We start from the raw sequence: 12,275 nt of genomic DNA on the forward strand, positions 1-12,275 counted from the left end.
GCCTGTCGGAACCCAGGAACCCTGCTTGCGAAAACGCGTGATGCCCGGCGGCTCCGTCATGGCGCGCGCCGTTGCGATGCTGTCTTCTTCCCAACCCGCGATGCGCCCCTGCGCGCCGCCTTACCTTGAAAACGAAACCTTCCCCAGCGCCCACTGCCCCTCGCGTGGGTCACCCGTAGCCATCAAGCACAGCGCCTGAGCACCCGCGGCCACCGGCGCGGGGAGTGTTACCTCCGCGTGCACCTGCCCAGCGGATGGCGGCAGCGGCAACGTGGCGACCTGCGGGCCGCTACAGCTGTTCGCATGAATTTCGATGATGTCGTTCGCGCCGTGGCGCTCGCGTACGGTGGCGTCGCGCGCCTCGTCGCCGTAGCGCCAGGGCAGCCGTTCCGCGGTCACGCTGACGCGCGTGGCGCCTTCGATGTTCGCGTCCGGCCACATCCAGCAGGCGTTGCCGATCTCGACGGCGTAAACCGGGCTCGTGCCCCGTGCTGGCCTGGCGCCTTGCAGTCGTGATGGCGGTTCGCCCGAGCAGCTCTTGAGCGCGGTGCTATCGCGGCTCAGCAGCGCCGAGTCATCCAGCGTTCGTGAGCGTGGCGCGGCGAGTTCGCTACCGTCGGCCGCAAACGTGGCCGCTTTGAGGGTGGTCCCCGCGGGCAGGGTGAGCGGCTGCGTATAGCGCGTGGAGCGGGCGCTGGGTGGCGTGCCATCGCGGGTGTAGCGGATCTCGCCGCTCGCGACCTGGTTGGCGAGAGCCACGCGGAAGGCGCCGTTCGGCGCACGCGATATGGCGAAGGTCGGCGCGTAGGCCGTGTCCGCCGCCGCGATGCCCAGCGCGCGGTAGCGCGCCAGTTCGGCGGGCAGGCGCCCGAGGAAACCCTGCCAGTCGTGCGCGGCGGCGGGTGACCAGCCGAGTTCGGCCAGCGCGGCGATCCGGGGATACGTGGCGTGCTGGTGGTTCGCGAAGGTCTGCAGCTGCTCGGCCCACAGGCCGGCCTGCACGCCGATGACGTGCGTGGCCTCGGCGGCCGTGGCGCCCGGCGGTATGACCTGCGTGTCATAGGCCTGGCGCAGCGTGACTTCCGGCGGCGGGCCAGCCCACTCGTCCGGGTGGTTCGATTGCAGGTGGTCGAAGTAGAGCGATTCCTGCGGCGTCATGACCACCTCGTGGCCCTGGCGCAGGGCGGCGAGCGCGACACGCTCGTTGTGATCCCCGTGCCAGGACATCACGACCTGCGCTTTCGGCAGGGCGACGCCAGCGTCCACTTCGTCATCCCAGCCCACCGGCGTGCGCCCGTGTGCGACCAGATAGTTGGCCACCTGCTCCATGAACCAGCCTTGCAGCTCGTCCATGCTGGCGAGCTTCAGGGCCTTCATCTGCGCGTTGACCTCGGGCGATGCATTCCACTGCTGCTTGTCCGCCTCATCGCCCCCGATGGAGACGTAGCGCGAGGGGAACAGGTGCATGACTTCGTCCATGACATCCTGGACGAAGTGCAGCGTCTTCGCGTTCGGGTTGAGCAGCCAGGGGCTGACGCCCCATGCGGTCCATACCGGCGGCCGCTTGCCGGTCACGCCAAGCCACGGATAAGCGGAGATGGCCGCCTGCGAATGCCCGGGCAGGTCGATCTCCGGCACGATATCGACCTGCCGTTCGGCCGCATAGCGCACGATGTCGCTGATCTCTTCGGCCGAATACGTCTTGCAGTAGGGCTTGTCGCGCCCGCCCGTGACCTCGGCGTCGTTGCCAACGGCGTCACGGCATGCGCCCTTCGTGGCCAGTTCCGGATACTTCGGCATGGGTAGCCGCCAGCCCTGGTCATCCGTGATGTGCCAGACCAGGACATTGAGCTTGTCGAGCGACATCCCGTCGATCAGCTGCCTGATCTCGTCGGCGCTCTGGTAGTGCCGGCTGGAATCGAGCAGCAGGGCGCGCCATGCGAAGCGCGGGTGATCCTCGATGCTGCCGTACGGTACGTGTGCCACGGCGCCGCGCTTCCAGCCGGGCGGTGTAAGGAGTTGCCACACCGTCACGCCGCCGTAGAACGCACCGCGTTCCGTGCGTGCGGTGACGACGATGCCGTCCTTGCCGATGGTGACGGCGTAGCCTTCGTCACCGACGACGGCCGCGTCGGGGCGGATATCGAACGTGATCGCCGCTTCGGCGTCGCCGCCTGTCGCCTTCCGCAGGGTCAGCCCGCGCACGCTGGCGATGCGCCTGGTGAAGTTATCCACGATGGCGCGCATGCCGGCGGTATCGGGGCCACGCACCGCCACGACGGCGTTGTTGGCAATCTCGACGACGCCTGTGCTCGCTGGCTTCGCCGCGGCGGGTGCGGGCAGGAGTGACCAGGTGGCTGGCGCAGCGTCCGTCGCCCACGCGCCGGCCGCGGACAAGCCGATCGCAACCGCCAGCACCGCCCGGCGCAAACGCTGCAGGGGCGCGCCCGGGCTCATGCGGCGGCGCCCTCGGCGGTCGCGGAGCGGGTCGCTGCCCACTGGCGCATGTACCAGCGCGCGGCACCCTGCACGCCGTGGCAACCGTGCTCCGTCACCCACACCGGCACCCGGGCCAGCAGGCCGCGGACGCTGCGGCCGTGCAGGAAGCGTTCTTCAAACGCGCTGTGCTTCAGCAGGTCGAAGATGGAGGAAAGAAAGCCACCGGCGAGGAAGACACCGCCGGTCGGCATGTAGGTCATGGCGACGTTGCCGGTGAAGCTGCCCAGCGCCGCGCAGAACAGCGCGACCGCTTCCACGGCGTGCGGGTTGTCAGCCGCCGCGGCGGCCGCGGTGACCGCCTTCGGCGTAGCCAGCGACGACACTTCGCCATCCAGCGCACACAGCGCCTCGTAAATCGTGAGAAGGCCCGGCCCGGAGACGATGTGCTCGACGGGTACGTAGCCGCCTTCCGGCGCGAGCCACGCGAGTACCTCGCGTTCGCGGAGGGAATGGGGCGCGAAGTCCATCTGCCCGGCTTCCGTGGTCAGCACGACGCCGCTGCTGGCACCGGGCACATAGGCCGCCGCGCCCAGCCCCGTGCCGGGTCCGACCACCAGCGATGGGCCCGGCCCGCGAATGGATGGACCGCACAGGTGCCGGCCACTCGCGGCCAGCGGCCCTTCGATGGCGTAGGCCAGGGCTTCGAAATCATTGAGCACCGCGACCTCGGTGAGGCCGAGCGACGCGCGCAGGGTGTCGACGCGGACGGGCCAGGGGAGGTTGTCGTTCGCCACCTCGTCACCGATGACCTGGCCGGCACACGCCAGTACGCAGTGCGAAACCGGGACACGGACCTCGTCGTCGATGAACGCCTTGAGCAGATCGGTGAGCGACGCGAAAGCCGCGCAGGGATACACGCGATAGGCAATCGTCTCAATGTCGCCCGGCCGTTCGTCGGCCGCGCGCACAAGCGCAACGTGGCCGTTCGTACCGCCGATATCGCCCGCAAGAAAGAGCATCCCCGCTTTCCCCACCGCGCTCGCCCCAAGGGTGAATCACCCCGTCCGAAGGTGCCCCCGCACCGGACTCGTCATCAGGGTGTAACGGGACTGACACCGGTGTCAAGTCACGCCGCAACAGGGCGCGCGGTGAGCCAAATTCTCATGAGAACTGTCTCATTTACCATTTAACTCATGCACTTAGCGCTTTACATCGAGGCCCGACGCCCGCATGCTCCGCGGCTCGACCACGGAGAACGGAATGCGGGTGAAGTTGCTGGCCACGATGGCCATGGGTGCCACGGCGACTCGCCTGGCAGCGCGAGTTTTCGCGGGGCTGATGCTGAGCATATGCCTCGCCGGCTGCCCGGGTACGCCGACGGTGCCGCTGGCTACGGTGCCGTTTGATGTCAGTCGCAAGGGGGAGTCGGTAAGCATTCCCGTCAGCGTCACTGAGGAGAACGCGAATCTCGAGTTCATCTACACCGTTGCCGTCTTCCTCTGGAATCCGGACAAGGATCCACGCCTTTCCGACCTCAGCACGTATCCACCTCGACAGCGACTCTGCTTGCGGGTGCGAGTGTGGCACCTCGTCAACGGCAGGGAAATTGCCGTACGTGTTAACGACCGGCTATTCGATTACGACCGAAACACCCAGACGTTCATCAGGGTGCCGTCGATGAGCGAGCGAAAGACAGATATCGCTTACGTCAAGGCAAGCGGCGGCGTCAATGACGTCGAGTCAATGGATTCAGTTCATTTCCGCTTCCCCGAGTACGGACAGTACCGGGTCGATGTCGAGACGGTAGCAGATACGCCGCTGCTGTACGCGATACCTAGTTGGCTGACAGTGCAGCGTGATTTTCCACACGGAAAGTAAGGGACTTTAATGGACAGAAAGCGATACACCGTAACCATCCACGCTGCGGCACCGGGTACGCCGCTACGCGGCGAACTGGATCCCCTTGAGACGGATATATCGAGGATGGACCGATCGGTGCCCGGTCACGTTTTTTACACCACGTTTGACGGAGTCGATCGGGAGAGTTTCGGTTTCGCACCGATCAAGCATGGAGAACTCAATGGTCCAGGGAAACGATTTAAGAATGACCATAGTCAGTACGTTGACCCGTTCTACTCCCGCACCATGGAAGTGTCGAAAGAGCAATTCGACAAGTTGAACGAGTTTGGAAATGACGCCGCCGCGTACGGCTTCGACATGACGTACAAGGATTTCCGGAACAACTGCGTCGACTACACCTGGGCTGCGCTGAATCACGCAGGCATTCAGCGAACCGATCGACGCTTCGGTGCGAGCGAGGCCAAGGGCGTCGACGGAAAGCTCAGCTACCTCCCGTCACACGCGCCGGAGGACATCCGGACGATTCGCGATCCGATGCCGGGAAGTGAGCTGAATACGGAGACGACGAATCCGCTCCCGTCGAAAGCCTGGTGGCAGATTCCGTTGAGCGACGTGGAACGTCAGCCATCGCTTGATCAGGGCGACCCGTTCGATCGGCTTGTCGCCGCGGCAAAAGCCGGCGACGACAAAGCATTTGATGCCGTGGGTGAGGACTTTCTCCAGTCGTACGAGGGCAAGGATTTCCTTGAGACAGGCCTCGAACATAACCGTCAGCAAGAGATCGCCGATCAGGCGTTGGCACAACAGCAACAACAACAGCAACAAGAAGCGCCAGCCATGGCTATGTCGATGTAAGGAGCAACAGGTCCCATGGACGAAGATGATGTGAAATCCCTCACCGTCAAACTCGCTGCGGTGACGGGGCGGATTGAGAAACGGCTCGATGCGGTGGCGAAGCAGACCATGCAGGCGAGCCAGGCGATGGGGCACCAGGCCCAGCAAGCGCTGTCTGCTTCGGCGCAGGTGTCGGCGGATCTGCGCCAGGCCGCGAGTGAGGCGCTCGATGACGGCACGGCGAATGCCATCCTGCGTTTCGGCGAGGTGATCCGCGCCTCCGAGATTCGCCTCGAGAACGCAGCCTCGCGGCTGGAGTCCCGGATGGTGTCGGGCGGCCGGTTGCAGACGGCCTTCGCATGGAAAGCGTTCATCGCCTCCGCGGTGGGCTCGTTCGCCGTGATCGGCACCGCCGGCTACGCGATCTGGGAGGCGCAGCACACGCTGCGGGAAACCCGCTGGGTTCGCCAGATCAATGCCGCGCAGGCGGCGGGAAAGCTCGGGCAGTGCCCGGGCGGTGGCGAGCATGTCTGCGCGAAGATCGACAAGCGCTGGGTGCGCCTCGACCCCTGATGCCCGGCGAAAAAAAACCCCGGCAGCCAGGGGAGCTGCCGGGGCGGGGTGGGATGACCGGCCCAGGGGAAGACAGGCCATCCACGGAGGTGGCCCCAGGGAGGTGGGGCCCACCGATGGGACGCCGTTGCGTGCGTCCGAAGATATAGACGTCTGACAGCGGCAGAAGTTGCAATGAAATACGAAAAAAAGTCAGGCCGCGTTCATGGCCATAGGAATCAATGGCTTGACGCGGCCTGAAATGAACGGTTGAACGAAATACTTACGATTTAGACGTCTAAATGCGCTTAGTGGGCTTCATCCCAGTTCGCGCCGACGCCCACGGAGACCTGTAAGGGAACGCTCAGCTCCGCCGCGCCGCTCATTTTCGTTTCAATCGCAACTTTTACCGCGTCCACCGCATCGTCCCGCACCTCGAGGACGAGTTCATCGTGCACCTGCATCAGCAGGCGCACATCGTCGCGGCCTTCGATCCATGCCGCGACCGCGATCATCGCGCGCTTGATGATGTCGGCGGCGGTTCCCTGCATCGGCGCGTTGATCGCGGCGCGCTCGGCACCCGCGCGCAGCGCCTGGTTACGCGACTTCAGGTTTTCCAGGTACAGGCGGCGGCCGAACAGCGTCTCGACATAGCCATTCTGGTGCGCCTGTTCGCGCGTGGCATCCATGAAGGCGCGCACGCCGGCGAAGCGCGAGAAGTAGCGCGCCATGTAATCGGAGGCTTCGCCACGATCGACGCCGAGCTGGCGCGCGAGGCCGAAAGCGCTCATGCCGTACATCAGCCCGAAGTTGATCGCCTTGGCGGCGCGGCGCTGGTTGCTCGTGACCTCCTCAGGCGGCACCCCGAACACTTCCGCCGCCGTCGCGCGGTGCACGTCGCCACCTTCGGAGAATGCCCGCACCAGGCCTTCATCACCCGATAGGTGGGCCATGATGCGCAGCTCGATCTGCGAGTAGTCAGCCGCGACGATGCGCCAGCCCGGCGGCGCCACGAAGGCCTGGCGGATCCGCCGGCCTTCCTCGGTGCGTACCGGGATGTTCTGCAGGTTCGGGTCGGAGGAACTGATGCGACCCGTGGCGACGGCACCCTGGTGGTAGCTTGTGTGCACGCGGCCGGTCCGCGGATTAACGATGCCAGCGAGCTTGTCGGTGTACGTGGAGCGCAGCTTGGCAAGGCCGCGGTAATCGAGGATGAGCCGTGGCAATTCGTGCGAGTCGGCCAGGGCCTCCAAGGCCTCCTCGTTGGTCGAGGGCTGGCCGGTCGGCGTCTTCACCTTCGCCGGCAGGCCGAGCTCATCAAACAGCACGGCCTGCAACTGCTTGGGCGAGTCCATGTTGAACTCGTGGCCCGCGGCCGCGTAAGCCTTCTGCTGCAGTTCGAGCATGCGCTTGCCGAGCTCCTGGCTCTGCAGGCGCAGTTCATTCGCATCGATCAGCACGCCGGTCTGTTCCATGCGGGCGAGCACCGGCACCACGGGGATCTCGATGTCGGTGTAAACCGAGCGCAACGAGGGCACCGCTTCGAGTTGTGGCCACAAGGCGTGGTGCAGGCGCAGCGTGATGTCGGCATCCTCGGCGGCGTACTTGCCGGCGGTTTCAATATCCACCTGCGAGAACGAGATCTGCTTCGCGCCCTTGCCGCAGATTTCCTCGTACTTCACCGTGGTGTAGCCGAGGTAGCGCTGGGCCAGCGAATCCATGTCATGGCGGGTCGCGGTCGCGTTGAAGATGTACGACTCGAGCATGGTGTCGTGCGCGAGGCCCTTCACCGCGATGCCATAGTGCGACAGCACGTTGATGTCGTACTTGCCGTGCTGGCCCACCTTGGGGCGCGAAGGATCCTCGAGGATCGGCTTCAGCGCATTGAGCACGTGTTCACGGCTGAGCTGGGCCGGAGCGCCGGGATAGTCATGCGCGACGGGGATGTAACAGGCCTTGCCCTGCTCGACGGCCAGCGACACGCCGACGATATCGGCCAGCATCGAGTCGATGCTGGTGGTTTCGGTGTCGAACGCGATGAGCGGCGCGGTTTCGAGTTTCTCGAGCCACGCGGCAAGACGGTCTTCGGTGAGGACGATTTCGTATTCGCCCGGGCCGCTGAACACATCCGCTGCGATGACCGGGGCCGGGGCCGGCGCGGCCGCCGGAGCGGGCGAAGCCGAAGGCGCGGCAGTATCGGCGCCGCTGTCGAGCTCCTTCAACGCCGCCTTGAAGTCGTAGCGCGCGTAAAGCTCGCGCAGCGCGTCGACATCGCGCGGGCGCATGGCGAGATCGTTCGGATGCTGGTCGAGCGGCACATCGATGCGGATCGTGACCAGTTCACGCGAAAGCGGCAGTCGCGGGATCGCGGCGCGCAGGTTCTCGCCGATCTTGCCGCCGATCTTGTCGGCGCTGGCGATGAGGGCATCGAGGTTGGCATATTCGGCGAGCCACTTGGCGGCCGTCTTGGGGCCACACTTGTCCACGCCCGGCACGTTGTCGATGCTGTCGCCGACCAGGGTGAGGTAATCGACGATCTGCTCGGGCCGCACGCCGAATTTGGCGATGACGCCGTCGGTATCCATCGTGGTGTTGGTCATGGTGTTGACCAGCAGGATGTCCGGGCCGACGAGCTGTGCGAAATCCTTGTCGCCGGTGGAGATCACCGTGTGGATGCCCGCGGCGCTGGCCTGGCGGGCCAGGGTGCCGATGACGTCGTCGGCCTCCACGCCAGGCACGCAGAGGATGGGAAAGCCCAGGGCGCCGACGATCTTCATCATCGGCTCGACCTGGGCGCGCAGGTCATCCGGCATGGAGGGGCGGTTGGCCTTGTACTCGGGGTAGAGGTCGTCGCGGAAGGTGCGGCCCGGCGCGTCGCACACGAAGGCGACGTAGTCGGAGCCGGCCTTCATGGTGGTCCGCAGCATGTTGACGATGCCGAACAGTGCGCCGGTGGGCTCGCCGTGCGCATTGGTCAGGGGCGGCAGCGCGTGGAACGCGCGATACAGGTACGAGGACCCGTCGATGAGGGTGAGCGTAGGCATCCCGCGATTCTCGCACGGGCCGCCGTGGACCGCCTGTTCACGTGGCGGGTGACCCGTGCCTTGGTATGCTTCCAGCCCCGCACGGAGAACTCCCATGAACCGCATGCACGCCCTCGTCGCCGCGCTGGCGCTCGCCCTGGCCCTGCCGGCCGCGGCGCAGACCGCCCAGGACCCGAAGCTGAAGGCGCTGCCGCCGCCGGGCCTGAACGATCCGGGCGTCAAGGCGGGCGAGCCGGACCGCTCCGGCCAGGCGCCGATCGAGAAGCCGGTGCCGTACGACCAGGCCCCGCCGACGCAGTCCAGCCCCGCCACGTCCGATGCGCAGGGCAGCAAGGTCTCGGCGGCCAACCTGCCGTCCATGCAGGACGATGGCCAGGTGGACGCGAACGGTAACACCGCGCCGCAGGTGACCGTGCACACCGAAGGCACCGATACGGTTGAGGAATACCGTACGGCTGGCCGCCTCACCATGATCCGTGTGACGCCGAAGAACGGCGTGCCGTACACGGTCATGGCGAACAACGAAGGCAAGCTGGTGCGTGATTCCGGGACCCGGAACGTCAGCCCCGTGTACTACAAGGTCTACGAGTGGGGCGCTGCGCCGAAGCCAGCCGGTTCCGACTGATACTGCCCCACCTGTGGGAGCGCGCTTGCGCGCGATGGGGCTTGGCGCAAGCACCCATCGCGCGCAAGCGCGCTCCCACAAGAGCTTTTGGGGTTCAGCCGTCGAGTTCGGCGTAGTGGCGGAAGATGCCGTCTTCGCTGTGTGGCAGGCGGCGTTCGCTGGCGAGGTAGGCTGCGGTGTTGGGGCGGGCGGCTATCCGCTTTGCCAGGTCGCGTAGCAGCGGCAGCTTCTGCTTCGCCATGCATTTCGGGAACGCGTATTCCAGCCCCGACATCACCTGGAACAGCGACAGGTCGACGTAGCTGAACTCGCGCAGGGCGTACTTGCCGCCGTTGCGCTCCAGCACCGTCTCGAAATAGTGCAGGAACTTGGGGATCCGCGATTCGCGGAATTCATCGGCACGCCGCTTCGCCTCCGCTTTCTGGTCTTCGTAATAGAGCCCGGCGCCCACGGGGTGGTGGACATCGTGGGCTTCGGCGACGAGGTCGGTGATGGTCAGCTGGAGCTGGTGGGCATAGACCTGCTTCGCCTCGCCCTCGGGGACCAGGCCAAGGCGTGGCCCGAGGTAATGCAGGATGTTGGCGACCTGGGCGATCACCAACCGGCCGGATTTCAGGAACGGCGGCGCGTAGGGCAGGGCGCCGTCGTGCTCGCCGTTGAGCCATGCCGTCATCACACCGTCGCCCTCGGCTCGGGCCACATCGACGTAGGGCGCCTTCGCCTCTTCCAGTGCCAGGCGGACGAACTCGCCGCGACCCTGGATGCCGGTCCAGTAGTAGAGCTGATAAGTCATGCGCGATCTCCTGCCATAAGCGCCCGAGGATCGCGGCAAGGCGTTCAAGCCAGCGTGAGCGCGATGTCGCGGAATGTATCCCAGGCGGTCTGCGCTGGCGGCGACAACGAGCGCGCGCGTCGACGCAGCAGGGTGACGTTGCGCTGCTCCTCCGGGCTGAGTGCGAGCGCGACCAGCCCGGGCCGCAGCGCGTCGAGCGACAGGGCGGGTGTCACGGTGATGCCGAGGCCTGCCTCGACCATGCGGAAGGCCGTGTGCGGGTGGCCCACTTCGAGCGCCACGCGTGCTTCGACGCCCTGGCGCGCGAGCGCGGCATCGATCAGGCGCCGGCTGCCGGAGGCGTGGTCGAGCAGGATGAGCGGCTCGCCCGACAAGGCCGTCCACGGGATCCGTTTGCGGCTGGCAAGGGGGTGTCCCGCAGGGCAGACCAGCCGGAATGGATCGCGCAGGATCGTTTCTGCTTCGAACTCCTCCTGTGTGGCGGGTTCGACGGTAAGTCCGAAATCCACCTCGCCGCCGCGGACGGCATCGAGCACCTGGGCCTGGTTCTGGTCGCGCAGGATGATTTCGAGCGAGGGATGCTCTGCCGCGCACTTCGCGATGCCCGCGGGAACCAGGCCTGCCGAGAGCGTGGGCACCGCGGCGATACGCACCCGGCCGCGCAGCGGATCGGCCTGGGTGCGGGCGTGGCCCAGCACGTTGTCCAGCTCATCGAGTACCCGGCCGAGCGCCTGCTCGAGGTAGCGGCCGTCTTCCGTGGGCACGACCTCGCGGGTGGTTCGGTCGAACAGGCGCACGTCCAGCTCGCCCTCGAGATCGGCGATGAGCCGGCTCACGGCGGGCTGGGTGAGGTGCAGGGCGTCGGCGGCCCGGCGGAAATGCCGGTGGCCCGCGACCGCGAGGAAGGCACGAAGCTGGCGCATCGAGACATTCATGCAGATAGCGTATCACCGGATCAGATAAAACGATTTGCCTTATCAAATGGGCGGCGGTCCAATAAGCGACAACCTCCCGCTCGCCCTGACCGCCATGCGCCGCTTCCTCCCCGATGGTTTCACCCTCTCGCTGATCGCCACGGTCCTGCTGGCGAGCTTCCTGCCGTGCCGCGGTGCTGCCGCCCAGGGCTTCGAGGTGCTGACCGATATCGCGATCGCGCTGCTGTTCTTCCTGCATGGCGCGAAGCTCTCCCGCGAGGCGGTGGTCGCCGGCATGACCCACTGGCGCCTGCACCTCACGGTGCTGGCAAGCACCTTCGCCTTGTTCCCGCTGCTGGGGCTGCTGCTGAAGCCGGTGCTCGCGCCGCTGGTGTCGCCCGACCTTTACCTCGGCGTCCTGTTCCTGTGCACGCTGCCGTCCACCGTCCAGTCCTCGATCGCATTCACCTCGATCGCGCGCGGTAACGTTCCCGCGGCGATTGTTTCGGCGTCGGCCTCCAGCCTGCTCGGCATCTTCATCACCCCGCTACTGGTGGGCTTGATGATCGCGGGCTCGGGGCAGGGCGCGATGTCGTGGCACTCGATCAGCGCGATCGTCGTGCAGTTGTTCGTTCCGTTCGTGGCGGGCCAAATCGCCCAGCGCTGGATCGGCACGTGGGTGCGCAAGCACGCGAAGATGCTCACGTTCGTCGATCGCGGTTCCATCCTGCTCGTCGTGTACACCGCCTTCAGTGCGGCCGTACTGCAGGGCCTGTGGCACCAGTTGCCGTTGCCGGTGCTCGGCGGGCTCGTGGTCGTGAACGTCGTGCTGCTTGCAGCGGCCCTGCTCACCACGCGCTATGGCGCGCGTGCCCTGGGCTTCGACAAGGAAGACGAGATCACTATCGTGTTCTGCGGCTCGAAGAAGAGCCTGGCCTCGGGCGTGCCGATGGCGAAGGTGTTGTTCGCCGGGCATCCGCTGGGACTGATCGTGTTGCCGATCATGCTGTTCCACCAGATCCAGCTGATGACCTGCGCGGTGCTGGCGCGGCGTTACGCGGTGCGCCGCGCCGCGAAAATCGAACCCCGTGGGAGCGGGGGGGGGGGGCGGGGGGGGGGGGGCCGCCCCCCCCCCGCGCCCCCCCGCGCCCCCCCCCCCCCCCCCACAAAAAAAAAGGGCGCGCCCCCCCCCGTATTTATAACCCGAACCAGGG

General features: G+C 66.3%; 9 protein-coding genes and 1 pseudogene. 5 read left to right on the top strand and 5 right to left on the bottom strand.

Annotation, left to right across the window (positions count from 1 at the left end; translation table 11 throughout):
* Window positions 1-120: 120 nt before the first annotated feature.
* Together ACZ6YI_RS17665 and ACZ6YI_RS17670 are read right to left on the bottom strand one after the other, a co-directional pair.
* Complete coding sequence (locus ACZ6YI_RS17665) at window positions 121-2,457, bottom strand: beta-N-acetylhexosaminidase (protein WP_465779806.1); 2,337 nt, start codon at window positions 2,455-2,457, stop codon at window positions 121-123.
* Window positions 2,454-3,458 carry a glucokinase gene (locus ACZ6YI_RS17670; RefSeq protein ID WP_465779807.1) on the bottom strand — a complete coding sequence of 335 codons (1,005 nt, stop codon included), beginning with the start codon at window positions 3,456-3,458 and terminating at the stop codon, window positions 2,454-2,456. Before ACZ6YI_RS17670 ends, ACZ6YI_RS17665 begins: the two co-directional genes overlap by 4 nt.
* 241 nt (window positions 3,459-3,699) lie before the next feature.
* Here ACZ6YI_RS17670 and ACZ6YI_RS17675 point away from each other — a divergent pair, with 241 nt between their 5' ends.
* The 3 genes from ACZ6YI_RS17675 to ACZ6YI_RS17685 are packed head-to-tail and all read left to right on the top strand — an operon-like array spanning window position 3,700 to window position 5,706.
* Entirely contained in the window at window positions 3,700-4,317 is a 618-nt protein-coding gene (locus ACZ6YI_RS17675) for a hypothetical protein (RefSeq protein ID WP_465779808.1), read from the top strand.
* A 9-nt stretch (window positions 4,318-4,326) separates the two neighbouring features.
* Window positions 4,327-5,154, top strand: a complete 828-nt coding sequence (locus tag ACZ6YI_RS17680) for an XVIPCD domain-containing protein (RefSeq protein ID WP_465779809.1) — start codon at window positions 4,327-4,329, stop codon at window positions 5,152-5,154.
* A 15-nt stretch (window positions 5,155-5,169) separates the two neighbouring features.
* On the top strand, window positions 5,170-5,706 hold the full coding sequence (locus ACZ6YI_RS17685; protein WP_440327819.1) for a hypothetical protein: 537 nt from the start codon (window positions 5,170-5,172) through the stop codon (window positions 5,704-5,706).
* 287 nt (window positions 5,707-5,993) lie between these two features.
* Here ACZ6YI_RS17685 and polA read toward each other — a convergent pair whose 3' ends face one another.
* Entirely contained in the window at window positions 5,994-8,729 is a 2,736-nt protein-coding gene (gene polA, locus ACZ6YI_RS17690) for a DNA polymerase I (protein ID WP_465779810.1), read from the bottom strand.
* 94 nt (window positions 8,730-8,823) lie between these two features.
* Between polA and ACZ6YI_RS17695 the strand changes: the two genes are divergently transcribed.
* The gene (locus ACZ6YI_RS17695) at window positions 8,824-9,354 is read left to right on the top strand and encodes a DUF2782 domain-containing protein (protein WP_465779811.1); all 531 of its coding nucleotides are present in this window, start codon (window positions 8,824-8,826) and stop codon (window positions 9,352-9,354) included.
* Window positions 9,355-9,448: 94 nt separating this feature from the next.
* On the opposite strand, the gene ACZ6YI_RS17700 is transcribed toward ACZ6YI_RS17695, so the two are convergent.
* Together ACZ6YI_RS17700 and ACZ6YI_RS17705 are read right to left on the bottom strand one after the other, a co-directional pair.
* The gene (locus ACZ6YI_RS17700; RefSeq protein ID WP_465779812.1) at window positions 9,449-10,147 is read right to left on the bottom strand and encodes a glutathione S-transferase; all 699 of its coding nucleotides are present in this window, start codon (window positions 10,145-10,147) and stop codon (window positions 9,449-9,451) included.
* Window positions 10,148-10,191: 44 nt separating this feature from the next.
* On the bottom strand, window positions 10,192-11,070 hold the full coding sequence (locus ACZ6YI_RS17705; RefSeq protein ID WP_465779813.1) for a LysR family transcriptional regulator: 879 nt from the start codon (window positions 11,068-11,070) through the stop codon (window positions 10,192-10,194).
* Between the two features lie 106 nt (window positions 11,071-11,176).
* Between ACZ6YI_RS17705 and ACZ6YI_RS17710 the strand changes: the two are divergent.
* Window positions 11,177-12,145: pseudogene (locus ACZ6YI_RS17710) on the top strand (bile acid:sodium symporter family protein); the annotation flags it as partial.
* Window positions 12,146-12,275 lie beyond the last annotated feature (130 nt).

The sequence above is a fragment of the Luteibacter sp. NPDC104163 genome, assembly GCF_055584245.1.